The sequence below is a fragment of the Collinsella sp. CLA-ER-H8 genome (genome assembly GCF_040092335.1).
Classification (GTDB): Bacteria; Actinomycetota; Coriobacteriia; order Coriobacteriales; family Coriobacteriaceae; genus Collinsella.
Genome location: NZ_JBBNLU010000003.1, coordinates 37,164 through 63,073 on the forward strand (window position 1 = coordinate 37,164; position 25,910 = coordinate 63,073).

At 60.4% G+C, this 25,910-nt stretch carries 19 protein-coding genes and 3 tRNA genes; 11 read left to right on the top strand and 11 right to left on the bottom strand.

Annotated elements, in window-relative coordinates:
- The first annotated feature begins 218 nt into the window (after nt 1-218).
- From argS to AAAX72_RS02580, 4 genes are all read left to right on the top strand, one after another.
- Nucleotides 219-2,072, top strand: a complete 1,854-nt coding sequence (gene argS / locus AAAX72_RS02565; protein WP_117655689.1) for an arginine--tRNA ligase — start codon at nt 219-221, stop codon at nt 2,070-2,072.
- A 528-nt stretch (nt 2,073-2,600) separates the two neighbouring features.
- Entirely contained in the window at nt 2,601-5,174 is a 2,574-nt protein-coding gene (gene rho / locus AAAX72_RS02570; RefSeq protein ID WP_349128905.1) for a transcription termination factor Rho, read from the top strand.
- Nucleotides 5,175-5,487: 313 nt separating this feature from the next.
- The gene (locus tag AAAX72_RS02575; protein WP_349128907.1) at nt 5,488-6,888 is read left to right on the top strand and encodes a hypothetical protein; all 1,401 of its coding nucleotides are present in this window, start codon (nt 5,488-5,490) and stop codon (nt 6,886-6,888) included.
- 7 nt (nt 6,889-6,895) lie between these two features.
- Nucleotides 6,896-7,345, top strand: coding sequence for a VanZ family protein (locus AAAX72_RS02580; RefSeq protein WP_349128908.1), 450 nt, complete (start codon nt 6,896-6,898; stop codon nt 7,343-7,345).
- A gap of 113 nt (nt 7,346-7,458) precedes the next feature.
- Here the strand turns inward: AAAX72_RS02580 and AAAX72_RS02585 are convergent, their stop codons facing one another.
- Together AAAX72_RS02585 and AAAX72_RS02590 are read right to left on the bottom strand one after the other, a co-directional pair.
- A complete protein-coding gene (locus tag AAAX72_RS02585; protein ID WP_349128910.1) occupies nt 7,459-8,349 on the bottom strand; it encodes an ROK family protein in 891 nt (296 codons plus the stop codon).
- Between the two features lie 141 nt (nt 8,350-8,490).
- A complete protein-coding gene (locus AAAX72_RS02590) occupies nt 8,491-9,672 on the bottom strand; it encodes an aminotransferase class I/II-fold pyridoxal phosphate-dependent enzyme (protein WP_195239198.1) in 1,182 nt (393 codons plus the stop codon).
- Between the two features lie 166 nt (nt 9,673-9,838).
- On the opposite strand from AAAX72_RS02590, the gene AAAX72_RS02595 reads away from it, so the two are divergent.
- The 3 genes from AAAX72_RS02595 (at nt 9,839) to AAAX72_RS02605 (ending at nt 10,132) form a co-directional block, all read left to right on the top strand.
- Nucleotides 9,839-9,915 (top strand) — tRNA-His (locus tag AAAX72_RS02595).
- A 22-nt stretch (nt 9,916-9,937) separates the two neighbouring features.
- Nucleotides 9,938-10,013, top strand: a tRNA-Lys gene (locus AAAX72_RS02600).
- 43 nt (nt 10,014-10,056) lie between these two features.
- Nucleotides 10,057-10,132, top strand: a tRNA-Lys gene (locus tag AAAX72_RS02605).
- 83 nt (nt 10,133-10,215) lie between these two features.
- Here AAAX72_RS02605 and dinD read toward each other — a convergent pair.
- The 4 genes from dinD to AAAX72_RS02625 all read right to left on the bottom strand — a co-directional run bounded on the left by dinD (nt 10,216) and on the right by AAAX72_RS02625 (nt 14,778).
- A complete protein-coding gene (gene dinD, locus AAAX72_RS02610) occupies nt 10,216-11,076 on the bottom strand; it encodes a DNA damage-inducible protein D (protein ID WP_035138660.1) in 861 nt (286 codons plus the stop codon).
- A 161-nt stretch (nt 11,077-11,237) separates the two neighbouring features.
- Nucleotides 11,238-12,764, bottom strand: coding sequence for an FAD-binding protein (locus AAAX72_RS02615; RefSeq protein WP_349128913.1), 1,527 nt, complete (start codon nt 12,762-12,764; stop codon nt 11,238-11,240).
- A 256-nt stretch (nt 12,765-13,020) separates the two neighbouring features.
- Complete coding sequence (locus tag AAAX72_RS02620; RefSeq protein ID WP_006235553.1) at nt 13,021-14,025, bottom strand: GGGtGRT protein; 1,005 nt, start codon at nt 14,023-14,025, stop codon at nt 13,021-13,023.
- Nucleotides 14,026-14,043: 18 nt separating this feature from the next.
- A complete protein-coding gene (locus tag AAAX72_RS02625) occupies nt 14,044-14,778 on the bottom strand; it encodes a nitrogen-fixing protein NifU (protein WP_006235554.1) in 735 nt (244 codons plus the stop codon).
- Nucleotides 14,779-15,181: 403 nt separating this feature from the next.
- On the opposite strand from AAAX72_RS02625, the gene AAAX72_RS02630 reads away from it, so the two are divergent.
- Entirely contained in the window at nt 15,182-15,991 is an 810-nt protein-coding gene (locus AAAX72_RS02630; protein WP_349128915.1) for a transposase, read from the top strand.
- 65 nt (nt 15,992-16,056) lie between these two features.
- Here AAAX72_RS02630 and sufU read toward each other — a convergent pair whose 3' ends face one another.
- The 5 genes from sufU to sufC are packed head-to-tail and all read right to left on the bottom strand — an operon-like array spanning nt 16,057 to nt 21,302.
- Nucleotides 16,057-16,491: a Fe-S cluster assembly sulfur transfer protein SufU gene (gene sufU / locus AAAX72_RS02635; RefSeq protein ID WP_349128916.1), complete on the bottom strand. Its 435-nt coding sequence runs from the start codon at nt 16,489-16,491 to the stop codon at nt 16,057-16,059.
- Nucleotides 16,484-17,809, bottom strand: coding sequence for a SufS family cysteine desulfurase (locus tag AAAX72_RS02640; protein ID WP_349128918.1), 1,326 nt, complete (start codon nt 17,807-17,809; stop codon nt 16,484-16,486). Before AAAX72_RS02640 ends, sufU begins: the two co-directional genes overlap by 8 nt.
- Nucleotides 17,806-19,077, bottom strand: a complete 1,272-nt coding sequence (locus tag AAAX72_RS02645) for a SufD family Fe-S cluster assembly protein (protein ID WP_349128920.1) — start codon at nt 19,075-19,077, stop codon at nt 17,806-17,808. Before AAAX72_RS02645 ends, AAAX72_RS02640 begins: the two co-directional genes overlap by 4 nt.
- Complete coding sequence (gene sufB / locus AAAX72_RS02650) at nt 19,077-20,489, bottom strand: Fe-S cluster assembly protein SufB (RefSeq protein WP_022094821.1); 1,413 nt, start codon at nt 20,487-20,489, stop codon at nt 19,077-19,079. The genes AAAX72_RS02645 and sufB overlap by 1 nt, the downstream gene beginning before the upstream one ends.
- Before the next feature lie 12 nt (nt 20,490-20,501).
- Nucleotides 20,502-21,302 carry a Fe-S cluster assembly ATPase SufC gene (sufC, locus tag AAAX72_RS02655; protein WP_006235561.1) on the bottom strand — a complete coding sequence of 267 codons (801 nt, stop codon included), beginning with the start codon at nt 21,300-21,302 and terminating at the stop codon, nt 20,502-20,504.
- Between the two features lie 219 nt (nt 21,303-21,521).
- On the opposite strand from sufC, the gene AAAX72_RS02660 reads away from it, so the two are divergent.
- The 3 genes from AAAX72_RS02660 (at nt 21,522) to AAAX72_RS02670 (ending at nt 25,908) form a co-directional block, all read left to right on the top strand.
- The gene (locus tag AAAX72_RS02660) at nt 21,522-21,953 is read left to right on the top strand and encodes an Rrf2 family transcriptional regulator (RefSeq protein ID WP_117770222.1); all 432 of its coding nucleotides are present in this window, start codon (nt 21,522-21,524) and stop codon (nt 21,951-21,953) included.
- A 139-nt stretch (nt 21,954-22,092) separates the two neighbouring features.
- Entirely contained in the window at nt 22,093-23,907 is a 1,815-nt protein-coding gene (locus AAAX72_RS02665) for a hypothetical protein (protein WP_349128921.1), read from the top strand.
- 201 nt (nt 23,908-24,108) lie between these two features.
- Nucleotides 24,109-25,908, top strand: a complete 1,800-nt coding sequence (locus tag AAAX72_RS02670; RefSeq protein WP_349128923.1) for an AAA family ATPase — start codon at nt 24,109-24,111, stop codon at nt 25,906-25,908.
- Nucleotides 25,909-25,910 lie beyond the last annotated feature (2 nt).

The following is a 25,910-nucleotide window of genomic DNA, read 5'->3' on the forward strand; positions in this document are numbered from 1 at the left end:
CTCATTCACACCTTTATGCATTTTAACGCCTGCATAATCTGCAGGCAGACCGGCATCTTTGAGTGACTCCATACAAGCTGTAGTCATTTTTGTGCATATGCAATATCTATTAGCTTTACCCTGCGACAGTGCCCGTCGCTTGTGATAGAGTGCTACAAACTCTGGCTTTTGCCCTACGAGTGACCAAGAGCTCGGGGGCTTTAACACAAGGAGGATCTATGCCCGAGAAGATTGAAGAGCTGGTACGCGCTGCGCTTGCTGCGGCCCAGGAGGCCGGCGACCTTTCCGCATTTGAACTTGACGATTGCGCTATCGAGCGACCGGCTGACACTTCTCATGGCGAGTGGACCTCTACCATGGCCCTGAAGTCCGCCAAGCTGGCCCACTGCGCCCCGCGCAAGATCGCCGAGGCCATCGTTGCCCATATGCCCGAGGACCCCGCGATCGAGAAGGTCGAGATCGCAGGCCCCGGCTTCATCAACTTCTACCTCTCTGTCGCCGTCAAGAATGCCATCTTTGGCGAGGCTCGCGAGAAGGGCATGGACTTCGCTAAGTCCAACGTCGGCGGTGGCCTGAAGACCCAGGTCGAGTTCGTTTCCGCTAACCCCGTCGGCCCCATGCACATCGGCCATGGCCGCTGGGCCGCTCTGGGCGACTCCCTCTGCCGCGTTATGGATCACGCCGGTTACGACATCCAGCGTGAGTTCTACATCAATGACCACGGCTCTCAGATGAACACCTTTGGCAACTCCATCAGCACGCGCTATATGCAGCTTGCCGACATCATCGCCAAGCAGGGTGTGGATATCGACGAGGCTCACAAGCTGCTGATCGCAGACCGCGACGCCTTTGTTGCCGACGAGAACGACGAGCACCCCGAGACTCATCCGTACCAGGACAACTTTGCCGAGACTCTGGGCAAGGACTCCTACGGCGGCGACTACATCATCGACGAGGCCGCCGAGTTCTGGCGCACCGACGGCGACAAGTGGGTCGACGCCGATCCGCAGGAGCGCATGGAGAGCTTCCGCGAGCGCGGCTACGTAAAGATGGTCGACAACATGCGCGACCTCTGCCACGCCGTCAATTGCGACTTCGATCGTTGGTACTCCGAGCGTTCGCTGTACGTGAAGGACACCGAGGGCGAGACCGCCGGTACCTCTGCCGTTGACCGCGCTTTTGAGAAGCTCGACAAGATGGGCTACCTCTACACCAAGGACGGCGCCCTGTGGTTCCGCTCCACCGACCTGGGCGATGACAAGGACCGCGTCCTGATCAAGTCCGACGGCGAGTACACCTACTTCGCCTCCGACGTTGCCTATCACTGGGATAAGTTCCAGCGCGTCGACCATGTCATCGACATCTGGGGCGCCGACCACCACGGCTACATCGAGCGCGTCCGCTGCGTCTGCGACGCTCTGGGTTACCCCGGCAAGTTTGAGGTTCTGCTGGGCCAGCTCGTCAACCTGCTGCGTAACGGCAAGCCCGTCCGTATGTCCAAGCGCAAGGGCACCATGGTGACCCTGCAGGAGCTCGTCGACGAGGTCGGCTCCGACGCCGCCCGTTACACGCTCATCTCCAAGAGCTCCAACCAGATGGTCGACTTCGATATCGAGGCCGTCAAGAAGCGCGACAACTCCAACCCGGTGTACTACGTGCAGTACGCTCACGCCCGCGTGTGCTCCATCCTGCGCCGTGCCGCCGACGTTACGCCCGAGCAGGCTGACGAGATGGGCATGAAGGCCGTCGCCGCCAAGGCCATCGGTGAGAACGTCGATTACTCGCTACTGACCGACCCGACCGAGCTTGCCCTTTCGCGCAAGCTCAACGAGCTCACCGACCTGATTGCCAGCTGCGCTCGCGACCGCGCCCCGTTCCGTCTGACGCACTTTGCCGAGGAACTCGCCGGCGACTTCCACAGCTTCTACGCTGCCTGCCAGGTTCTGCCGAGCGAGGGCCGTCCCGTCGATCCCGAGCTTTCGCGCGCCCGTCTGGCTGCTTGCGACGCCGTCCGCGTGACGCTCGCTCTGGTGCTCACCCTCGTTGGCGTTTCCGCGCCCGAGCAGATGTAATCTGCGAGTCATTTGACCGTGAAGGTTTGGTTTAACTGAGCCTTGAAAGCCCGATCTCCCACGGAGGTCGGGCTTTTTGCAAACGCCGACGTATTGACGAATTTGGAACTGCTGGAAATACGAAACTATGCCGGTTTACTACGATGAAATGAAAAATTCCAACCACGCCGGCTTTTCGCAAAAAAGTGCAAGGCATCTACCTGCGGTTTTAGTTCAACAAGTTTCGGAGTGGTCGCGGCTGAGCGATTCATCGTAGTAAACCGCCATAGTTTTGGCGGAGGCAGTCAGATTTGTGGGTGTTAAACCAAAGAGCGCCCCTTTTGACTAGTCGTTTAAGAGCGTTCCCAATGACTAAGTTGCAGGTGGCGGCGGTTGTGTTACACTAACGCTGCGTATATGACGCAATCATCTCGATACAGATCAATGATGTCCGTCGGTATTTGACGGAACTAGACTGTTTAGCCGCCCTGAAGGTTTATGCAGGGAGCATGTGATCACAGGGCTTGAAAAGAAAGTTGAGCAAACACTGTGTCTGATCAACAGCAAGAAAACGAAATAACGACGACGCAAGGCGCTCCCGCTGCACCGGTTGTGTCGGACCAGGTCGCGGCGCCCGCGCAAGCCTCGGCTCCTGAGACGCCTAAGGCTGCTTCGACGCCTACGCCTTCAGCGGCTGAGAAAGCCGTGCCTGCAACTGGTGAGGAGGCTGTTCCGGTAAAGCCCAAGCGCACGCGCCGCACGGCCAAGCCTGTCGCTGACGGCGAGGTGGTCACCAAGCCCAAGCGCCGTACTACGCGCACGACGCGTGCCAAGCGCACCGTTGTAGCTGACTCCTCGGCGCCGATTTCCGATGAGGTCGCGCAGGCACGTGCGTTGGCGCAGATTAGCGAGGCTCAGGTGGTGCGCGCCCGCCGTCGTGCTGCCGAGCGTGAGGCCGCGGCTCTGACCGAGCTTGCAGCTCCGTCTGTGCCCGAGACGCCTGCTGCCACCGAGACGCCTGCCGCCGACCAGCCGACCGAGAAGCCGGCACCGCGCACACGCCGTCGCACGGCTGCTAAGGCCGAGCAGGTTGCTGAACAGGCAACCCTCGAGCTCACTGAGGCTTCGGTCCGTTCCGCGGCAGGGGAGGGCACATCGCCTGCTGAGCCCGCTGCGCCTGTCGAGGCCAGCGAAGTTCCCGTTGTCGATCCGGCTTTGCGCCCGCACCGTCGCGGTCGCAAGCCCAAGGCCTTCGTCGAGGCAGAGAAGGCCGCAGCCGCAGCTGCAGCCGCTCGGGATGCTGCGGCGACCGCCGAGTCTGCAACCGCCGCCGACGCGCCCGTCCAGGATGCTACGACTTCCGAGGCCGTTTCTGTCGATGCCGAGCCCGCCGACGTCCGTCCCGGTCGCAGCCGTCGTACTGCTTCTAAGCGCACGTCCAAGGCCAAGACTGCCAAGAAGGGTGCGTCCGAGGATTCCGCCGAGACGACCGTCGATGCATCGACTGATGCCGCCGAGCCCCAGGACATCGAACAGCCTGCGTCTGAGAATCCCAAGCGCGGTCGTAAGAAGTCCGCTAAGGCCAAGGCGTCCGAGCAGCAGGCTGATGCCGAAGCGCAGATTGATTCCGGCGCCGAGGCCAATGACGCCGCTGCGGCCGATACCGACGCCGCCGCAACCGATGGCGCCGCGCCCGGCGTGGCCGAAGACGGCGCTCGCCCCAACCGTCGCCAGCACAAGCGCAACGAGGAGCGCAATGAGCGCAAGGACGACCGCAACAACGACCGCCGCAACCGCCAGCGCGATCGCAAACAGCGCAACAAGGAGCGCAACGCCGCCCCCACCGAGCCCACGCTTTCGCGTGAGGAACTCGCGGCCATGAAGGTCGCCGAGCTGCGCGAGAAGGCCAAGGAGTTCGAGATCGAGACGACCGGCAAGAAGAAAGCCGAGCTCGTCGAGGAGATCTACGTCACCGCCGCGAAGGCCGAGGGCTTCCGCGACATCAAGGGTATCCTGCAGATTCGTCCGGACAGCTCCGGTATCATCCATGCCCACGGTTACATGAAGTCCAACGACGACGCCTTCGTCCCTGCCTACCTCATCCGCTCCGCGCGTCTGCGCACGGGCGACGTCATCGAGGGCTCGCTGCGTCCTTCGCGCGGCGGCGACAAGCGCGCCGGCCTCGCCAAAATCACGACCGTCAACGGTCTGGACCCCGAGCAGATTCGCAACCGCCCCAAGTTCGGTGACCTCACCCCGGTCTATCCCAACGAGCCGCTGCGCATGGAGCATGGCAAGGACTCCATTACCGGTCGCGCCATCGACATCGTGTCGCCGATCGGCAAGGGTCAGCGTGGCCTGATCGTGTCCCCGCCCAAGGCCGGCAAGACCACGATCCTCAAGAAGATCTGCCAGTCTATCTCGATTAACAACCCCGAGGTGCACCTCATCTGCCTGCTCGTCGACGAGCGCCCCGAAGAGGTTACCGATATGCAGCGTTCCATCAAGGGCGAGGTTGTGGCGTCGACCTTCGATATGCCCGCCGACAACCACACTCGTGTGGCAGAGCTCGTCATCGAGCGCGCCAAGCGCATCGTGGAGCTGGGCGGCGATGTCGTGGTGGTGCTCGACTCCATCACGCGTCTTGCCCGCGCCTACAACTTGGCGGCGCCCGCCTCAGGCCGCATCCTTTCGGGCGGCGTCGATTCGGCGGCCCTGTATCCGCCCAAGCGCTTCCTGGGCGCAGCCCGTAATATCGAGAACGGTGGCTCGCTCACCATCCTGGCCTCTGCCCTCATCGACACCGGTTCCAAGATGGACGAGGTCATCTTTGAGGAGTTCAAGGGCACCGGCAACATGGAGCTTAAGCTCGACCGCGACCTAGCCGATCGCCGCATCTTCCCGGCTATCGACCCCGTTGCCTCCGGTACGCGTAACGAGGACCTGTTGGTCGACGAGCAGATGCGTCCGTTTGTCTTTGGTCTACGTCGCATTCTTGCCGGCATGAACAACACCGAGCGCGCGGCCGCATCGTTTATCAAGGGTCTAAAGGGCACCAACACCAACCAGGAGTTCCTGGTGCGTTCGGCCAAAAAGCACAGCGACTACGAGCAGACGTTCTAGGTTGTAATCCACACGCAGCGTTAATCATCAATGCGATAAAGGGTCGGGGCTTTGAGCCTCGGCCCTTTTCTATATCGCCGCTTCGCACTTATTTTTGACCATAAGACTTGCAAGCAGCAGGTTTCCCGTTTCAATCCGACATCGTCGCTTGCAATCGATAGGGCGGTTTCGCATAATAGCTCTTAAGCTTCGCGACGGAAAACGCAGATGAAACGAACCATATACCGTTGCTTTGGGGCATAGCCCCGCTTCATCTTCTCTCGCGCAGCCAACTGAATGATGCGATTTGGGTGCTGGAAGATGGGGAGAGCTCATGGCTTCTTCTGATGCAACACAACGAGCAGTCCTTGCCGGACTTTCGTGCGGGATCGGCCTTGCCGCTCCCGTGGTTATGTATGCCGCGACGCTGCCGTTTTCGTCGGTGAACGAGACGGTCGTGGCGGGTGCGGTTCCCTTCGCCGTGGGTGCGGTGGCGGGCGTGGGTATCTATGCCGCCTCGCTGGGTATCTCCGAGTACCGTGCGCAGCGTGAAGAGCGTCTGTTCCAGCCCGATGCCATGGGCGGTGCCGCCAATCTCAATCAGCATCAAAGCGAGTTCAAGACCGCCTCGATTCCAGCCCAGCAGCAGGATGCGACTCCTTACGCTGCGACTTCTGATTCTCAGGCTCAGGCGGAGCAGTCTACCTCGGCATTCCTTTCCGGCCTGACTGGTGCGTTCCAGCGCCGTCATGCCGATGATGGTGTCCCTACCATCGCTCGAGCCGCAGATGCTATGGACGAGGACGAGGCTTGGTCCATGATCGACAGTATGCTCGACGACGATTCGCCGGTGAGCTGCGACCCTGCACACTCGCGCGACGTCTATCAAGTCGCCATCGACGAGCTCACCAACGGCGGGCAGACCGGCTCCTTCAATCGCGACGACATCGCCGCCGCGGCACGCGCCGTGTCTGGTTCCCAGGCCGCCCCTGCGGGCAGCACGGCGGCTTTCGTGGCACTCGTTGCCAACGCGGCAGCCAATAACGCCTACAACGCTACCTCGGCGGACGCGAACGCTTCTGCCGACAATTCGTACGTTGATGAAGCCATGACTGCGGACGAGGAGGCCGTTGCCGCCCGCCGTGCCGCCGAAAGCTCGCTGTGGGGCGCTCCTGCCCAGCAGCAGGCGGCTGAGGCTGCGCCGTACAATGCAAACCTCGCCAGCATGCCTATCATCTCCGGTGCCGCGGACATCGATCTCGATGACCTCGATGAGCCTGCGGCCATCACCGCATCGATTGATGTCCAAGATCGCATCGACACCGGCGACCTTCCGGACGCCTCGCTCGAGGTTGATGTTCCCATGCCCGATTACTCGGGCCACGAGGACATGTGGGCCGCCGCCACCGCGATTCTGGATGAGATTGACGAGCCTGCTCCTGTTACGGCCCCCGCTCCCGTCGCTGCCCCTCAGCCTGCTGCCCCCGCCTATGTCGGTCGTCACAGCGCTGTGTTCCCCGAGGATACTGCCCGTATCTCGCGCGAGAGCATCGAGCGGGCCGAGGCTATTGCCGCCGGCATTATGGAAAACCGTCGTCACGAGCGCGTCAATCAGATCCTCGAGGAAGAGATCGAGCGCCTGCAGTCCTCTACCGCCAAGCGTACGGGCCGTGCTTATCTGAGCGTTATCGAGGGCGGTACCGCCAGCTTCGCGCCGCTCCGCGCGGAGGCATAACTTCTGCATGGTTAAGATCAATCGAAAATGGGCGGTTGTAACCTGCCTGATGGCGCTCTTGATCTGGGGCAATTCGCTGGTTCCCGGCTCGGGGTCGGGCTCGCTGAGCCTAACGGTCATGGAAGCTATCCGCGGTTTCCTGCACGGCGTGGGACTTCCATATGAATGGGTGACCAACTTTGTTGTTCGCAAGTGCGCGCATTTTACCGAGTATATGGTGCTCGGCATCTTGGCAACGCACGCCTTTGATTTTGAGGGCTGGCGCACCTTTGACGTGCTGCTGCCCACGGCGGTGTTCCTGCTGCTGATTCCCTCGATTGACGAGACGATTCAGCTCTTTGTGCCGGGACGCGCCGGCATGATCACCGATGTGATGATCGACTGCTGTGGAGCGGCAATGGGCGTTGTGCTCCGATATCTCTTACGGTCGCTGATATGCGCCAAAAAAGCCGCCTAGGACGTATTGTTTGGTCCTAGGCAGCCTTTTTTATTTGAGGCTTATATGAGGCGTGGTGGCGTCGTTCCGTAGGTCGGATTTGCCGAGCGCGCCACGCCCTGTGGGTGCGTCTGCTACTGAAGCGCCTGGGCGCCCAGGGCCAAGCAGCCCATGATGCCCTGCTTGCCCTCGAGGCTGTTGTTGACAATGTAGGTATCGATGTCGTTGACCTCGGGCGTGACGATATAGCCGTTGAGCATTTCGGCGCACTTTTTGCGTGCGAGCGGCACGATGGGGGTGTGGTCGGCCACGCCGCCGCCGATGATGATCTTCTGCGGGGCATAGCACAGCGTGTAGGTCATGAGCGCCTGTGCCAGGTAGCCTGCGAGCAGGTCCATGGCCTCCGGGTCATCGGCCATGTCTCCGGCGCTCTTGCCATCCCAGCGCTTTTTAACGGCAGGGCCGGCGATGAGGCCCTCGAGGCAGTTGTCGTGGAAGGGGCAGGCGCTATGCTCGCCGATGGTGTCGCGCGGGTCGCGAGTGACCAGGATATGGCCGGCCTCGGGATGCATCATGCCATGCACGAGCTTACCGCCCGAGAGAACGCCGGCGCCCACGCCGGTGCCGATGGTCAGATAAACCACGTCAGTGAGGCCCTGAGCGCAACCAAAGGTGACCTCGCCCAGGCAGGCGACGTTGACGTCGGTGTCGTAGCCGCAGGGAATATTGAGCTCGTTTTGGATGGTGCCCAGCAGGTCGAAGTAGCGCCATGCCGTTTTGGGCGTCTCCAGGATCTTGCCGTATTGGGGCGAGGCAGGGTTGACTGCGGTGGGGCCAAATGCGCCGATGCCCAGCGCGGCGATGCCCTTGTTCGCAAACCATGCGTTGACGGCCTCAACGGTCTCCTGCGGGGTCGTGGTCGCGATCTGCTCACGCTCCAGGACCGTACCGTCTGCATAGCCCGTGGCGCAGACCATCTTGGTGCCGCCGGCCTCGAGCGCTCCGATAAGCTGCTGTTCTGCCATAGTATTCCTCTCTCTGGGACGAGTTGCTCCGTGACTAAAGTATAGGGCTCTAAACCATTTAAGAAAGCGCTATAAAAAGAAGCCTCGCAACGTGGCGGGCGGTGCGAGGCTTCTTTGGTTGCTTTAGTTGCCGGGCCGTCCTTACCCGCGCGGCTTGATTTTATCACGTAGCGACTTGAGGTTCTCCAGTGCCGCGTTAAGCGTCTCGTCCCGCTTGGCAAAGTGGAAACGAATCAGATGGTTGACGGGCTCGCGGAAGAAGCTCGAGCCGGGCACGGCGCCCACGCCCACCTTGGATGCGAGATCCTCGCAGAATTCGAGGTCGCTGTCATAGCCAAACTCAGAGATGTCCATCATGACGTAGTAGGCGCCCTGCGGCACGTTATGCTCAAGACCGATGCTATCGAGCCCCTGGCAGAACAGGTCGCGTTTGGCGGTGTAGAGGTCGAGGACCTCATCGTAATAGCTGTCGTCGAAGTTGAGGGCGGTGACAACGGCTTCCTGCAGGGGAGCGGCGGCACCCACGGTGAGAAAGTCGTGGACCTTCTTGATACGCTCGGTGATCTGGGCCGGGGCGATGGTGTAGCCCAAGCGCCAACCGGTGATGGAGTACGTCTTAGACAGCGAGCTGCAGCTGATGGTTCGCTCGAACATGCCGGGCAGCGTGGCCATATAGACGTGCTCGTGGGGCGCGTAGACGATGTGCTCGTATACCTCGTCGGTAATGCAGTAGGCGTCGTACTTTTTGCAGAGGTCGGCGATGAAAGTGAGCTCCTCGCGCGTAAAGACCTTGCCGCAAGGGTTGGAAGGGTTGCACAGGACGATGGCCTTGGGGTCGTTGTCGCGGAAGGCTGCCTCGAGCGTCTCGCGGTCAAAGTCGAATGTGGGCGGGTTGAGCGGCACATAGATGGGCTCGGCACCCGAGAGAATGGTGTCAGCGCCGTAGTTCTCGTAGAACGGCGAGAAGATGACGACCTTGTCTCCGGGGTTCGTAACCGTCATCATGGCGGCCATCATGGCCTCGGTGGAGCCGCAGGTGACCACGATATTCTGGTTGGGGTCGATCGGCATGCCCATAAAGTGCTCCTGTTTGGCGGCGAGCGCCTCGCGCATGGCCTGGGAGCCCCAGGTAATGGAGTACTGGTGGTAGAGCGGCTTGGGGTCGGCGGCGATGGTGCTCAGGCTGTTGAGCAGCTGCGCCGGAGGATCGAAGTCGGGGAAGCCCTGCGACAGGTTGACGGCATCGTACTTATTGGAGATGCGTGTCATGCGGCGGATGACCGAATCGGTAAATGTTGCCGTGCGGTTGGAGAGTTCTTTCATGCCGGTCCTTTCGAGGATTTGCAGTGGGGCAAGTTTACTCCTATGGAACCGGTGGGAATTGCTCGAAACGCGCTCGAAAAACTCTTTTCAAAATTCTTGAAAATTGGGGCTTGCATCGCGTGGCGTTCCTTGCAATAATAGTCGAGCGCGAAGCGCACAGGACACGGTGGGTGTAGCTCAGTTGGCTAGAGCGACGGGTTGTGGTCCCGTAGGTCGAGGGTTCGAGTCCCTTTACCCACCCCAGTTCTTGCTTCGTGTTGATATCGGGTCGTTAGCTCAGTTGGTAGAGCAGGGGACTCTTAATCCCAAGGTCCAGGGTTCGAACCCCTGACGGCCCACCACACGATATCTCCTCTAAAGTCCGCCATAACGGACTTTAGCTTTGGGTCGTTAGCTCAGTTGGTAGAGCAGGGGACTCTTAATCCCAAGGTCCAGGGTTCGACCCCCTGACGGCCCACCAAAGCATGTTAAAGCGACTGGCTTAGGCTGGTCGCTTTTTTGTTAACCTCGCATGGGGTCGAACCCGAAAGGGCGCGGCCGCTTTCACAGATTGAGTCTACCCTGGGGATCGGTGAAACCGTCAGTACCCTCCTTGAGTTTCTTCTCGTCTGCCTTCACGCGACGCTCGAGCTTTTTTGTATCCTCGGCAGGCGGTAGGTTCTCGGGAACAATTCCGCGGTCGATGAGGCTGCCACGCACGCTCGTGTTGTTCTCGACGTGTTCTTGTTTGATCTGGTCCAGACCGTACAAGTCGTGTTCCTCGGCGTTGAAGGCCGTCATCGAGTTCGTGAGGTCCTTTGCTTTGATGAGGACATCGGCTAACCTGTCCGCCAATGCCGCGCTCTTGGGTACGCCGAGCTGCTGCTTCATTTCCGCCGTGCTTCTGCCGCCGAATAACGCCTCATCGCCCTTCGACTTGATGATCGCGAATCCTTTGGAGTCCACGCCGCGTTTGAACGCAATACCCGAGAGCTGTTTCTCTGAATCGGATAGCGAGTGGCGCGCCTGCAAGCGCTGAATCTCTGCGAAGCGCTGCTCTATGAGCTCTTGGCGGCGCGTCTGCACGGCAAAGTATGCCTGGGCGAGCGCGATCTCTGGCTTGTTTGAATCTCCGTTCTGTGCGATTAAATAGCATGCATAGCGCGTAAGTTTGTAGTCTTTAACCGCGCGAGCGGCGACACCGGCAGTTACCATTTTCGTGGTGTCACGAAAATGGGAATCAACTGGAGTTTTGTTTGTTTCGCACGAGACTTTTGCCCTCTTAACAACTTCGGCGAAGTTCTCCCATCGAGTGTACCCCATGGGTTCCATTAAATCGCGTGCGAGCCAATACTCAACGCCGTCTTCCACATGGGCGTAGCTGTCAAGTTCGACACGCCATTTCTCGATATCCCTGCTGTCCATATCTCCTCCTCGCTGGTCTATTTTCTATGCGGGCTTTGCCCGCTCTATATTCAGAATAAGGATACGCTGTCGTGCGGACACGAATGGGCCCCGTGCTGCTTCAAGCTCACGGGGCCCATGGATATCGATTGATTGTGTTCTGCTTTAGATAGGTGTCCGGTTTAATCCGCTCGATAGTGCGATCCGAGACTTTCGGTCCGCTTACGCATGGCTTTGACCATCTCCGTCGACAGCTGAATCTGCGACTGTAGGCGGGCGAGGGCTGCGATCTCGCTGTCATCGGCATGCGGCTTGCTCAGCGCCATGGCCTTGTCTTGCAGGCTTTCAAGCTGTTGCAGGGCCTCGGATAGGCCTGTTTCGGTCCTGTTGATCATGCAATAGGTGCTCATCGTGTGCCTAAGGCTGTGTGTCAGGCGATCGGCATCTGTTGTGGCAATGCCGTACTGGGGGAGGGTGATATCCGTCTTCAGGGCCGCTTCAGGCTCTTTCTGCGCTGTGAGGGCTGCCGATGCGCCCGCGATACGTCCGAATACGATGCCCTTGGCGCTTGACAAGCCACCAATGCGGTCGGCGCCGTGCATGCCGCCTGTCGCCTCGCCGCAAGCGTAGAGGCCCTCAACGCCCGTGTGCGCGGTCTTATCGATCTTGATGCCGCCGTTAGCAGCGTGGGCATACATCGCAACGCGCATCTCGTCGGTCGGCGCGATGCCGTGCTCGTCTTGCAGCCAGGTGGCAAAGGTCTGCACAAACTCTGGGACATCCTCGCGGGGGAAGTCGTAGTGGAGTGCCAGGCCTTCGACACCTGCCTGATCGATGACGAGATCGATAGCGCGGGAGGCCAAGCGTGACGTGAAGGGACCATATCCAGAGCGCTGCTCGAGCAGGTCGTCCAGCTTGTCGTCGGCAATATCTACCGGCTGGTCTACGTGCACGTAGCGCCAGGTTTTCTCATTGAAGACCAAGTTACGCCTGGGCTCGATGAAGCCGGGCATCATCTGCATGAACTCTATATTAGTAAGTGTTGCGCCGTGCGCCAGCGCGATGGCCTGCGAGGAACTGAGCACATCAGCCGACGTAAGGCTGCGCTCGAACAGGCCGCCTGTGCCACCGGCTGCGATGACCGTGGCCTTGGCAGCAAAGGGCACGATTCGATTTTCGGTAAGGTCGTAGAGTACGGTTCCGGTTATTCTGCCGTTCGTGTCCTCAACAAGGTCGATAAGCTCATGGCGGGGGAGCAGGCGAATGCCGAGCGACTCGATCCAGGTCGTCAAAGCGTCCTCAAGGGGCTTGCGGGTGAGGCCGCGCCACATGCGCGTCTTGTGGTCAAAGCAGGGGATAAATTGCTTTTGTTGAGCACTCTTGGCGCTTTGCGGACGCTGGAGCTCAACGCCCAGGTCTTGCTCGAGCCAGTCAATCGCTTGGGGAATGCCGTGGACGAACGTCTGGACGAGCTCGGGGTCGGCAACGCCGCCGCCGACGGCCAGGATGGTGTCGATGAGGTCCTGCTCGTCGTCTTCGTCGACGGGACCGATGAGGCCGAGGCCCCAGGTACCCGGGAAGAAGCTCGATCCACTCATGGTCTTGCCGGCGCTTGCCACAGTGACGGTTGCACCCGTGCGTGCCGCTTCGATGGCGGCACAAAGGCCCGCAATGCCAGATCCAATTACCAGTACATCAGTCGATTCCATCGGATTCCTTTCTCGTCCGGCGCATTGTCGCACGGGTGATCGGCAATGGGGCCGCAAAGACCCGGCAAATCGGTAAAGGGCAAATATGGCAGGTGGGCGTCATGGGCGCTCTGACGCTCCATCTCATCACATCTTGTATTTCGTCCCAACTGATATATCGGCATTAGCTACCCTGCGACAGCGCAAACAAAAAGAGCCGCTACCCGGGTGGGTAGCGGCTCCAAAGCTCAACTATATGAGCATCGCGCGGGCGCGATTAGGCCTTGAGGGCCTCCTCGACGGCGACAGCGCAGGCGACGGTGGCACCGACCATGGGGTTGTTGCCCATGCCGATGAGACCCATCATGTCGACGTGCGCAGGCACGGAGGAAGAACCGGCGAACTGGGCGTCGGAGTGCATGCGGCCCATGGTGTCGGTCATGCCGTAAGAGGCAGGGCCGGCGCCCATGTTGTCCGGGTGCAGGGTACGGCCAGTGCCGCCACCAGAAGCGACGGAGAAGTACTTCTTGCCAGCCTCGAGGCGCTCCTTCTTGTAGGTGCCAGCGACGGGGTGCTGGAAGCGCGTGGGGTTGGTGGAGTTACCGGTGATCGAGATGTCGACATTCTCGTGCCACATGATGGCAACGCCCTCGCGGACGTCGTCGGCGCCGTAGCAGTTGACGGCGGCGCGGGGACCATCGGAGTAGGGGATGGTCTCGACGACCTTGAGCTCGCCCGTGAAGTAGTCGAACTGGGTCTTCACGTAGGTGAAGCCGTTGATGCGGGCGATGATCTGAGCAGCGTCCTTGCCCAGACCGTTGAGGATGACGCGCAGCGGCTTCTTACGAGCCTTGTTGGCGTTCAGAGCCAGGCCGATAGCGCCCTCAGCGGCAGCGAAGGACTCGTGACCGGCCAGGAAGGCGAAGCACTCGGTGTCGTCGGAGAGCAGCATAGCGCCCAGGTTGCCGTGGCCCAGACCGACCTTGCGGTCCTCGGCGACGGAGCCGGGAACGGTGAAGGCCTGGATGCCCTCGCCGATGATAGCGGCAGCCTCAGAAGCGGACTTGGCGCCACGCTTGACAGCGAGAGCGCAACCGAGGGTGTAGGCCCACTCGGCATTCTGGAAGGCGATGGACTGGGTGTTGTTGACGATCTCACGCGGGTTGAAGCCCTTGTCGGTGCAGATCTGCAGAGCTTCCTCGAGGGAGGCGATGCCGTTGTCGGCGAGGCACTTGTTGATCTTGTCAGCGCGGCGCTCGTAACCTTCGAACGTAACAGTCATAGTTATTTCCCTCCCTTTCTACTCGTGAACCGGGAACACGCTGGCGACGGAGTGAGTCTCCTCGTCGGTGCGCGGGTCGATGTACTTGGCAGCGTTCTCCCACTGACCATAGTGGCCCATAGCGCCAGCGATGGCCTCCTCGGGGGTCTTGCCGGCCTTGACGGCGTCGGTGAACTTGCCGAGGTTCAGGAACTCGAATGCGATGATCTCGTTCTTGTCGTTGAGAGCCATGCGGGTGACGTAGCCCTGAGCGAGCTCGAGGTAACGAGCGCCCTTGGCCTTGGTGCCGAACATGGTGCCGACCTGAGAGCGAAGGCCCTTGCCGAGGTCGTCGAGGGAGGCGCCCACGGGCAGGCCGCCCTCGGAGAACGCGGTCTGGCTGCGGCCGTAAACGATCTGCAGGAAGATCTCGCGCATAGCAACGTTGATGGCGTCGCAGACGAGGTCGGTGTTGAGGGCCTCGAGGATGGTCTTACCGGGAAGGATCTCGGAAGCCATGGCGGCAGAGTGGGTCATGCCCGAGCAGCCGATGGTCTCAACGAGGGCCTCCTCGATGATGCCGTCCTTGACGTTCAGCGTGAGCTTGCAGGCGCCCTGCTGAGGTGCGCACCAACCCACACCGTGCGTAAGACCGGAGATGTCGGAAATCTCCTTAGCCTGGACCCACTTGCCCTCCTCGGGGATGGGTGCGGGGCCGTGGTATGCACCCTTGGCAACGGGGCACATGTTCTCCACTTCCTGTGAGTACTGCATGCCTCTCCTCTCTATCGTGTTGGCGTCCCGTCTGGGGGTCGTGGCTGGCGATTGCCGGGCGACCCTTCGAAAGGGACATGACATGCAGCCCCTATAATACCGCGAAATGCACGGAATATTCGGCGAACGGCTCAGTTTTCGTAGCGAGAAGTCCGGAAGTTTTAATTGAAACGGTTTAACGCTATGTTCTGTGGTCGCGAACTTCCGTAGAGGGGGTCCGTCTTTGGCAAGCTTTTGGTCAGCTCTTGTAAGCGTTGCAGGGGTTGACCTGTTGCAACGGTGCCATTCGCCGCCCGTTTACTGCCTTTGGCCGCGCGAGTGTATTGTTTTGCGTGAATGTTTTGATGGCACGCTTCAATCGTGCTGTATTGGATGGCAAGCAGATCCCGGCGAAGGGAGCGCCATGCAGCGCGTTTGGAGAACGGTTACCGGCTTTTACCATGTCTGTGCCTGCGGTACGGGCAAGCAGCTCATCTTTGAGAGCGATGAAGACCGGTGGGAGTTTTTGGAACTGATGCGCGACTGCTGCCGGGAGGAGGGTGTGACGGTCGTTGCGTGGTGCCTTATGAACGACCACGTGGATCTGGTACTCTCGGATTATGAGGACACGATGAGCGCGGCGATGCACCGACTGCTTTTGACGTACGCTCGTCGGTTCAACAAGCGTACCGGACGCTCCGGGCATCTGTTCCAGAACCGTTTTGACCGGCGCTCGCTCGATACCGACTGGCAGGTGATGGAGGCTATTCGCTCTGTACACGCCGATCCGCAGGAGGTGGGCGTTAGCCTAATCGAGCGTTATCCCTGGAGCAGCTTTCCGGAACATCTACGCGCTTACGACGGTGATGTGGCCGATGCCGCGAGGGGATTTTCTGATCCTTCTTGTGTGCTTGAGCTTTTTGGCTCTGCCGAGGGCTTTATTGCCTATTCGCTTTCGACGCCCGACGGCAGTGAGCCAGCGCTGTGCGATATGAAAGAGACGGAGTGGGAACGCCACGCCTTTGCCGACAAGATGGCGAAGAGCCTCGGGGTTCCGCTCAACGAACTCAAGACCGTTGCGCCCTCGCGGCGAGACAGAATCATTTTCGCTCTGCACGATGGCGGCTACACGGTGCGCGAGGTCGAACGGTATACGGGAATCAGCAAGAGTACCGTATCTCGTATCGTGCGCGCTTATGCGCGGGTGAAGGCACAGGCTGAGCTCTCGGAATAGAAAATGGCCGAACCACTCTTGTCAAGCGATTCGGCCAACAAAAATCTTAAGATTTGGGACAAGTTCTACTGATTATTTTGTCCCGTGAGCATGCCGTCGAGGGTGCGCCATGCGAGCTCGGCGCACTTGACGCGGGCGGGCATGTGCGAGATGTCCTGGAGCTGGGCGGCCTCGTCCAGGTCTTCCAGGTCCTCCTCGGAGAGCTTCTCGCCGCGGATCATGGCGAGGAAGAGCTCTGCCAGGCGGCGAGCTTCCTCGACGGTCTCGCCGGTGATGAGGTCGGCCATGATGTCGGCACTGGCCTGACTGATGGCGCAGCCGTGGCCGGTAAAGGAGGCCTCCTCGATCACGCCGTTCTCGACGCGCAGCTGCAAGGTGAGCTCGTCGCCGCAGCTGGGGTTGATGCCGTCGTGCTCGTGCGTGGGAGCATCCATCTCGTACTTATAGTCGGGGTGCGAGTTGTGCTCCATAAATGTGGTGGAGGTGTACAGATTACCCATTGAACGTGCTCCAAACGTGATGCAGGCCGGCGATGAACTTGTCGATGTCGGCCTTGTCGTTGTAGAAGGCCACGCTGGCGCGGCAGCAGGCGAGGTTCTCGACGCCCAGCCAGGTGAGCAGCGGCTGTGCACAGTGGTGACCGGCGCGAATGCAGACGCCGTCCATGTCCATGATGCTCGCGACGTCGTGCGGGTGGATGCCCTTGACGTTAAAGCTCACAACGCCGTGGTGGTTGTCCCAATAGATGGAGCCGATGATCTGGACAAAGTCGAGCTGCATGAGCTCGCCCATCAGGTAGTGGACGAGTGCCTGCTCGCGGGCCTGGATGTTCTCGTAACCCACCGTGTTGACCAGGTAATCAAGGGCGGCTCCCGTGGCGAAGATGCCGGCGGCGTCCTGCGTGCCGGCCTCGAACTTCTCGGGGACGGGCGCCCAGACGGCGTCCTGCTCGGTGACAGAGTCGATCATTTCGCCGCCGGTGAGCATGGGCGGCATGGCGTTGAGCAGGTCCATCTTGCCCCACAGCACGCCGATGCCCATGGGGCCCATGGCCTTGTGTGCGCTAAAGGCAAAGAAGTCGGCTCCCAGGTCGGCCACATCGACCGGCATGTGCGGCAGCGACTGCGCGCCGTCGACGACCAGATAGCCGCCGTACTTGTGGACGAGCTTGCCGAGGTTCTTGACCGGGTTCTCGACGCCCAGCACGTTAGAAACCTGACCCACGGCCAGAATCTTGGTCTTGGGACCAACCTTGGCAAGAACCTCCTCGGTGGTGAGCTGGCCGGTCTTAGTGGGGTAGAGGTAGACGAGCTTGGCGCCGGTTTCGCGGCAGACCTGCTGCCACGGGATTAGGTTGGAGTGGTGCTCCATGATGGTGATGACGACCTCGTCACCGGGCTCGAGCACCGTGGGCGCAAAGCTCTTGGCGACTAGGTTGAGCGACTCGCTCGTGTTGCGGGTGAAGACGACCTCGTTGGCCTGGGGAGCGCCGATGACGTCAGCGATCTGCTGGCGCACCTTCGCGATGGCATCGGTGGCCTCGACGGACAGCGAGTACAGGCCACGCAGGGGGTTGGCGTTCATGCGCTGATAGAAGTCGCGTTCGGCGTCGAGCACGCAGGCAGGGCGCTGCGCGGTGGCGGCGCTATCGAGGAAGGCGATCTCGGGGTGCTGCTGGAAGAGCGGGAACTGCGCCTTGTAGGGGTTGGTCTCGATGTCTACGGTGGGCCAGCCGCGCGAAGCCTCGTCGCTGGCGTCGAGCTCCATGGGCTCGGGGGCAGTGCAGGTATCGCATTTAACGTGCTCGGTGTCGATCATGCGAGCTCCTCTTCAAAGTTGTCGATCAGGTTGTTGCCCAGGCGGACGACGGCTGCGCGGGTGCGCTCGTCGGTGGCGGAAAGCGCGGCGTCCTCCAGCTTGGCGCGGATGAACAAGTCCTCGGCGGCGTTTTGGTCAAGGCCGCGGCAGGCGAGGTAGAACAGCTGCTCGTCGCGGACGTGGCCGATCGTAGCGCCGTGGTTGCCGGCAACGTCGTCCTCGTCGCAGAGGATGACGGGGACGGTCTTGTTGTCGACGCCCTTGTTGGCGAGCAGCACGGTTTCGCGTTCGGTGCCGGTTGCGCCCTTGCAGCCGTGCACGAGGTCGATGGTGCCGCGGTAGACCTTCTTGGACGTGCCGGTCAGCACGCCGTTGGCGTCGATCTCGCACTCGGTCTTGCGACCGCGGTGCCGCAGCTCGTAGTTAAAGTCGCGCACCTGTTCGCGGGCGCCCAGGTAATCGGTATCGATGGTCACCTTGGCGGTGTCGCCCAGCAGGTCGCCGGCGAGGCCGGTGGCGCTGGCACCGGCACCCAGAACGGTGTGCTGCACGTTGACGCGCGCGCCCTCGTCTAGGAATAGACCGGTGTCATCGAGTGCGATCCAGCTGTCATCGAGCGTCTGCGTGCAGGTTACGTTGACGGTGGCGTACTCGTAAGCGCACACGCGTAGCACAGAGCCCACGACGCCCTGGCCGTTGACGGGGGAGTCCAGGGCTATGCGCAGATCGAGTGTTGCCTGCGGACGGGTGACGACGTCGATGGCGGCGATGGCCGCGGCTGCATCGACACCGCTCACGCGCACGGTAACCGTGGCGTGCTTGTATGCGGGCACATCGATGACGATGCGCTTGGTAGCGTGCTCGGCCAAGTAGGCGTAGGCAGCCTCACCCATGCCGGTTTCGAAGGCCTCAGCAGGGGAGAGCTCTTCCTCGAGCTTAATGGCGCCGGCCTGGTAGACGGAGGTTGCGGGCACGTCGAGCTCGGTCTCGGGCGTGATGCGGGCGCGGTCGGCGGCATCACCGGGGGCGGAGGCACGGCGCTCGAGGAAGCGCTCGGCCATGGCGTCCATGGCGGCGTCGAACGCGTCTACCACGCCGGTAAACTGCTCGTCCAAGCCCTCGACCTCAATGGTCTCGGTGGGAGCGGCGGCAAGCTCGTCAGAGAGCTCGAGCTTGGTCTGATTCATCTTCAGCCAGCCCCAAGTGGCAGCCGGCATCGCGTTGACCTGCTCGAGCGTGGTAGCAGCGGTGTTGGTTTCCTGTTTCATTATCCGATCGCTCCTTCCATCTCGAGCTTGATCAGGTTGTTCATCTCGACGGCGTACTCCAGCGGCAGCTCCTTGGAGACCGGGTTGGCAAAGCCGTTGACGATCATGGTACGGGCTTCTTCCTCCGAGATACCGCGGCTCATCAGGTAGAACACCTTATCGTCGCCGATGCGGCCGATGGTGGCCTCGTGGCCGATGTCGACGTTCTTGGCGCGGATGTCCATGGCCGGAATAGTGTCGGAGCGGCTTTGGTCGTCGAGCATCAGCGACTGGCAGCTCACGGTTGCCTTGGAGCCCTCGGCCTTGGGTGTCGCCACGATAGAGCTGCGGAAGGTCTGGATGCCGCCGCTCTTGGAGATGCCCTTGGTTTCGACGGTTGCCGAGGTCTCGGGCGCGTTGAGCACGACCTTGCAGCCGGTGTCGAGGTTCTGCCCGGCGCCGGCAAAGGTGATGCCGGTAAAGCTCGAGCGGGCGCGACGGCCGTTGAGCACGCTCATGGGGTAGAGGTAGCCCACGTGGCTGCCGAAGGAGCCGCTGATCCACTCGATGTCGCCGTCCTCGTCCACGCGCGCACGCTTGGTGTTGAGGTTGTACATGTTCTTGGACCAGTTCTCGATGGTCGAGTAGCGCAGGTGCGCACGCTTGCCCACAAAGAGCTCGACGGCGCCGGCGTGGAGGTTGGCCACGTTGTACTTGGGCGCGGAGCAACCCTCAATGAAGTGCAGGTCGGCATCGTCCTCGACGATGATGAGCGTGTGCTCAAACTGGCCGGCGCCCTTGGCGTTAAGGCGGAAGTAGCTCTGCAGCGGGAAGTCCAACTTGGTGCCCTTGGGCACGTAGACAAACGAGCCGCCCGACCACACGGCGCCGTGCAGGGCCGCAAACTTGTGGTCGGTGGGCGGGATGAGCGTCATAAACTTCTCGTGGATGAGCGGCTCCCACTGCGGGTCATGCAGGGCTTCCTCAATACCGGAGTAGACGATGCCCATCTTGGACGCCGTGTCCTGCATGTTGTGGTAGACCAGCTCGGAGTCGTACTGCGCGCCGACACCCGCTAGGTAGCTGCGCTCGGCCTCGGGGATACCCAGGCGCTCAAAGGTGTTCTTGATGTCGTCGGGCACCGACTCCCAGTCGTGCTTTTGGTCGGTGTTGGGCTTGACGTAGGTGACGATGTTGTCCATGTCCAAGCCCTCGATGGAGGGGCCCCACGTCGGATCCGGGAAGCGGTTGAAAATCTCGAGGGACTTGAGGCGCAGGTCGAGCATCCACTGCGGCTCGTCCTTCTTGGCGCTGATCTCGCGCACGATGTCGGGCGTGATGCCGGCGTCGAGGCGCTCGAATCCCTCCTCGCCATAGGTGAAGTCGTAGAGGCTGCGGTCGATGTCCGCGACCTCGGTGCGGTTCTTGGTCATTGCGTCGCCCCTTTACGCCTGCTGCTCGGCAGCGGCGGCTTCGGCCTGGGCGCGCTGCTCGGCGGCCTCGCGCTCGAAGGTCTCAAAACCGTTCTTGTCGATCCAGGGAATGAGCGAGGCGTCGTCCTCGCGTACGATGTGGCCCTTGACCATAACGTGGACGCGGTCGACATCCAGGTGCTCCAGGATGCGCGTGTTGTGCGTGATGATAAGCATGGAGCCGTCGCAGCTCTTGCGGTAGGCGTCCATGCCGTGGCTGACGGTGGACAGGGCATCGACGTCCAGGCCGGAGTCGGTTTCGTCCAGGATGGCGAGCTTGGGCTGCAGCAGCAGAAGCTGGAGCATCTCGACCTTCTTCTTCTCGCCGCCCGAGAAGCCCACGCCCAGCTCGCGGTTGAGGTAGGCGGTATCCATGTTGAGCTCGGCCGCGAGCTCCTTCACGCGGCGGCGGAACTCCTTGCCCTTCATCTCCAGGCCGGGGCGGCCGGCGATGCTGGCGCGCAAAAAGCTCGACAGCGGCACGCCCGGAATCTCGACCGGGGCCTGGAAGCTCAGGAACAGGCCGGCGCGCGAGCGCTTGTCGGTGGTGAGCTCGGTGATGTCCTGGCCGTCAAAGACGATGCGGCCGTCGTTGACCGTGTAGACGGGGTCACCCATGACCAGGTGGCCGAGGGTGGACTTGCCGGCGCCGTTGGGTCCCATCAGCACGTGGGTCTCGCCGGCGGCGACGTTGAGGTTGACGTTGTGGAGGATGGTCTTCTCGTCCACGGAGGCGGTCAGACCTTCGATGGAAAGCAGCGGATTTGCGCTCATGCTGTCCCTCTCTGTATATGGTGTACTCATAGGTGTACTAAACCCTAGGAATCTTCTCGGAATAAAGTTACTATGGGTTCGGCGTTAGTCAAGGGAAAACCCGACTAATCCACTCGACTTTTTAGATGAGGGACATAAAATCAGGTTTGTTTGCCCCGCGTGCATAGGATTTGGGACAAACAAGCCTGGTTTTGTCCCAGTAACGATGGGAGGGTAGGTATGCTCATTTCTTCTAAGGGCCGCTATGCCCTCCGACTGATGATCTATATCGCGGCGCTGGGCGACGCCGAGGGCAAGATTGCCCTGCGCGAGGTTGCCGACCGCGAGCATATCTCGCAAAAGTATCTGGAGCAGCTGGTTCGTCCGCTTATGAAGGCGGGCCTGCTTAAGAGCGTGCGCGGCAAGGGCGGCGGCTACATGATGGCCAAGGACCCGGCCGAGGTGCGTGCTGGCGACATCCTGCGCGCCGTCGAGGGCAGCACGGCTCCGGTGGCGTGCGACGGCATCGACAACAGTTGCGCCCGCAGCGATCTGTGCTCGACCGTCAAGTTCTGGCGCGGTCTGGACGACGTGATCGAAAAGTACGTCGACGGCGTGACGTTGGCCGACTTGGCCGCCGTCCCCGAGATCAACTTTGACATTAAGCTGTAGGTTGAGCGCAATTCCTTAAGATTTCGCGGAGGGTTGTTGCCGTTTACCGAGGGGTTGTTGTGCAATAACGGGCGAGCTGCAATACTTAAATCTATCTTTGCAAACTGCACTTTAACTACACCAATGCAGGGAGGATCTTATGCAGCCCAAGCATTCTGCGATTGTCGCGGGCCTGACGCTGGCGCTTTCGTTTGGTGCCGTTTCTGCGCCGGCACCCGCCGCCGCCGAGGAGCCCACGCCGGGCGTTGCCTCGGATGCCACCGATATCGATAAGGGTCTCTACACCCAACAGTCCTTCTCGGGCGTGCTGAGGTCGGTCCAGGGCGTTTCGTTTGTCAACGTGACTCCCGAGATGAAGTACTTCACCAAATATGAGAGCCATGGCAACTATAACCAGGGCTTTTCGTATGGTGACGGCTACAACGCGCTGGGCTATTACCAGTTCGACCGTCGTTGGTCGCTCATTCCGTTTATGAAGCAGGTTTACAACTACGATTCTGCCAAGTACGGCATGCTCAAGGATGCGATTGATCGCGGCAGCGAGATTTCCAACGCGAGCAATGCCATGTACGAGAACGGCCAGCTTACCGAGCTGGGCCGTATTGCACAGGAGGCCTTCCAGGGTGCTTATAACACCGATCCTGCTGAGTTTTCGGCTCTGCAGGATGCGTATGCGTACAACTCGTACTATGCGGTGACCGAGGCGTGGCTCAAGAGCGGCCTGGGTATTGATATTTCGGGCCGCGCCGATTGCGTCAAGGGCATGGTGTGGAGCATCACCAACATGTGCGGCACCGGTGGTTGCAGGGACTTCTTCCGCTGGGCGAATCTTTCCAACGATATGTCCGACCGCGAGTTTGTGACGGCGCTCTCCAATAGTGTGGTCAACAATGTCGCCACTAAGTTTTCGAGTCAGCCCCAGTATCATGAGGGCTGGAAGAATCGTTATAAGAATGAGCTGAAGGACTGCTTGGCTTATATCGCCGAGGACGAGGCTGCCGCCGCGACGCCCGTGCAGCCCGAGCCCACACCGGCGCCCTCGCCGACACCTGATTCGAATGACGACTCGAGTGACGATGCCAACGATGACAGGATGGATGCGCCCTCGACCGATGCTGACGGTAATGGCTCTGCTGGTGGCACTACCAACGACGGCTCTACCTCGAACGGCTCCAATTCGAACGGCTCTGCTGCGGGCGATTCGTCTTCAAGCTCTGCCGGCAATACGGACAGCGATGCTTCTGGTTCGACCGACGCTGGCGTCTCTAACTCATCCACCGGCTCGAGCGATTCGTCCGCTGACACCGGCTCTAACAACGGCTCTGGCTCTGACGCAACCCCTGATTCCGATGTTTCCAAGGATGACTCGAATAAGGCGCCGGACGCTCCCGTTACTTCGCCGGACAAGAAACCTTCTTTCTCCGTGCAGCTTGGTTCTACGCTGGGCTCTTCGCTGATGGCTGGTGTCAATAACGGCTCGACCCAGAACAAGGACAACTCTGATCAGGTTTCCAAGGAAAAGACCGAAGCCTCAAAGGGCGACTCCAAGGACAAGGCTTCCGAGAAGACCGAATCCGATAAGGGTTCTAGCTCTGAGGCGAAGGACGACAAATCCGCTCAGAAGAAGGACGAGGACAAGAAGTCTGAATCTGAGGAGAAGGACAAGAACAAGGACAAGACCGAGGACGGAAAGCAGCAGGGCGAGGACAGCAGTAAGGGCAACACCGACAACCAGAACCAAGAGCAAAATGACTCCAAGACGGTGACCACTACAACCACCACTACAACGACTAAGACTTCGGGCGGTAACATGCCCAAGACGGGCGACCTTATCGTTATGGCGAGCCTTGCCAGCGCGAGCTTGGCCACGCTGGGCGCTACGTCTATCGTAAGTGGTAAGCATAAGCTCGATCAGCAGAAGAAAGCTTCTGGGGAGGATGGCTCGGAGGAGTAGCCTCTCGGTTGCTAGATAACTAAAGAGTTGGGACGGGGTCCGGTGCGAATGCATCGGGCCCCGTTTTGTTGTGCAACGATTAGTTATGCCCCCTCACACCTCTTGTTGCTACCGTTGCCCGATATGTTTGCGCGGCGACATCGGTACGCGCGAGGCGGTCATTACAATTGGCATCGTGCTGCGTTAGAGGGAGAGTTTACGGTGTCTGAACAGGTGAATTGTGGTTTTACTCATGCGTTTGGTGCGCGGTTGCTCAATCATGCGGATAACGCAGCTCTACCGGTTGATGTTCACGACTTTTCCGATGCAATCAATCGGTATTTACTCGTCGAGAAGACCATGTTTATTGCCGATATGTTGGATTGTGAGGCATCCGTCGCGTTTTGCTGCCGACCCAAGGGTTTTGGCAAGAGCATGAACTTGTCGATGCTCAAATGCTATTTGGAACGACCTGATCACCGGCGGCCGGATCGAAGCCCGTTCGTCGGCACCCAGATTTGGCAGGCGGGTGGCGGTCGCTATCGTGATGAGTACGCGTGTTATCCGGTCATCATGCTCGACTTTTCAGCTGTCGCTGTGAGGCGCGACGCTGATGCTGCGGCGGCTATTCGCAGCGCCGTCGCGCACGAGTGCGCCCGATTGCTGCCGCTGCTTGCCGCGCCTGATCTGTCAAGACGTGAGGTTCGTCTTATCGAGAGGGCGGCGCGTGGGGTGGCCAGCGATAGAGAGATCGATGCGGCGCTAGGCGTGCTTATTAAGCTGCTCCAGACAGCTTTCGATGAGCAGGTTGTTCTTCTGATAGACGACTACGACGCGGTATGTCCAAAGCGTTTGGACGCTAAGGACTACGGTAGCATGGATTCCCTAGAGTCGCTCAGCCGGATGTTGTTCGACACCATTGCCGACGCCGGCGATTTGTTGCGATTGACGTGCCTTATGGGCGAGCGCCCCGGTCCTGCCGAGTTTGCGTTGTCCCAACGTGGGGTTTCCTATCGGTCGGCGACGCCGCTGTCGAGTTGGTGTGATCGATGGTTCGGTTTTTCGGACGACGAAGTCCAGGTACTGTTGGATCGCATCGGTCGCAACGGCTGTCTGGATGACGCGCGTGAGTGGCTCGAGGGTTATCTGTTTGGTGGTTTTTATTGTTCGATCCCGGAGCGTGTGGTGGACTACGCACATCGCGGTTGCGTCGCGCCCGTTCGGACAGATCTGTATGGTTGCGCCGATCGTCTGAGCGCATACGTCGGTGACTGGAATCTCATGCGCCTGTCCGCATTGTTCGATTTGCTTGAGCCGCATGGGTTTATTGAGGCGTCGGTGCATGTGCATGCCGAGGAGGCCGATGCCGCCAAGCCCGAAGATATCTGGACTGCGCTGTATCTGTCTGGATTCCTTACCACGGACATGACGGGGCATTCGGAGGACGGCGTGCGCCTTCGTTCCCTGCGTCTGCCTAACAACGAAGTACGTCAGGCGCTCCGTCTTGTAATTCTGGAATGGTTTGAGTGCGCCGTTGAGGACGTTCGAGTTATCGACTCGTTCCATGACGGGCTGTGTCGAGGAGACGAGGACGCTGTAAAGCAAGCTTTGAGCTGTGCTATCGGCGATCTGGGCATCGATGTGGGCCAATCAGATATGCCGACAGCCTATCATCTGGCGCTGCAGGGGCTCTGCTTTGGACTGCCCGGCTATTGCAATCCCAGCTCCAAGCGAAGTGGCGTTTCGGATCGCTGGGATATCCAGGTGATTCCCACCGGTCGGGTGTTTGACGTGGCCGACACGCTCGGCATACTCGACGAGCGCCCGCTGATAACGATCAACATGATGTACGACCCTGGCGTCGATGCCCTGGGCCTAGAACTGTTAGCGGTTCAGGCGCTGCTCGAAATCGAGCGCAACGGCATCGATGATATTCGCGTGCCACGCCCCGCCGTCGGGCGGATGCGCTGGGGCTTTGGCTTTGACGGGCAACGTGTGTCCGTGGTGTGCCAACGGTTGTAGGG

Bases quoted from the DNA above. Each gene is read 5' to 3' on its own strand.
- AAAX72_RS02620 (WP_006235553.1), bottom strand. From the start codon at position 14,025: ATGACTGTTACGTTCGAAGGTTACGAGCGCCGCGCTGACAAGATCAAC.
- sufB (WP_022094821.1), bottom strand. From the start codon at position 20,489: ATGACCAAGAACCGCACCGAGGTCGCGGACATCGACCGCAGCCTCTAC.
- AAAX72_RS02630 (WP_349128915.1), top strand. From the start codon at position 15,182: ATGCAGCGCGTTTGGAGAACGGTTACCGGCTTTTACCATGTCTGTGCC.
- AAAX72_RS02645 (WP_349128920.1), bottom strand. From the start codon at position 19,077: ATGAAACAGGAAACCAACACCGCTGCTACCACGCTCGAGCAGGTCAAC.
- AAAX72_RS02615 (WP_349128913.1), bottom strand. From the start codon at position 12,764: ATGGAATCGACTGATGTACTGGTAATTGGATCTGGCATTGCGGGCCTT.
- AAAX72_RS02585 (WP_349128910.1), bottom strand. From the start codon at position 8,349: ATGGCAGAACAGCAGCTTATCGGAGCGCTCGAGGCCGGCGGCACCAAG.
- argS (WP_117655689.1), top strand. From the start codon at position 219: ATGCCCGAGAAGATTGAAGAGCTGGTACGCGCTGCGCTTGCTGCGGCC.
- AAAX72_RS02575 (WP_349128907.1), top strand. From the start codon at position 5,488: ATGGCTTCTTCTGATGCAACACAACGAGCAGTCCTTGCCGGACTTTCG.
- AAAX72_RS02580 (WP_349128908.1), top strand. From the start codon at position 6,896: ATGGTTAAGATCAATCGAAAATGGGCGGTTGTAACCTGCCTGATGGCG.
- AAAX72_RS02660 (WP_117770222.1), top strand. From the start codon at position 21,522: ATGCTCATTTCTTCTAAGGGCCGCTATGCCCTCCGACTGATGATCTAT.
- dinD (WP_035138660.1), bottom strand. From the start codon at position 11,076: ATGGACAGCAGGGATATCGAGAAATGGCGTGTCGAACTTGACAGCTAC.
- AAAX72_RS02625 (WP_006235554.1), bottom strand. From the start codon at position 14,778: ATGCAGTACTCACAGGAAGTGGAGAACATGTGCCCCGTTGCCAAGGGT.
- sufC (WP_006235561.1), bottom strand. From the start codon at position 21,302: ATGAGCGCAAATCCGCTGCTTTCCATCGAAGGTCTGACCGCCTCCGTG.
- sufU (WP_349128916.1), bottom strand. From the start codon at position 16,491: ATGGGTAATCTGTACACCTCCACCACATTTATGGAGCACAACTCGCAC.
- AAAX72_RS02590 (WP_195239198.1), bottom strand. From the start codon at position 9,672: ATGAAAGAACTCTCCAACCGCACGGCAACATTTACCGATTCGGTCATC.
- AAAX72_RS02665 (WP_349128921.1), top strand. From the start codon at position 22,093: ATGCAGCCCAAGCATTCTGCGATTGTCGCGGGCCTGACGCTGGCGCTT.
- AAAX72_RS02640 (WP_349128918.1), bottom strand. From the start codon at position 17,809: ATGATCGACACCGAGCACGTTAAATGCGATACCTGCACTGCCCCCGAG.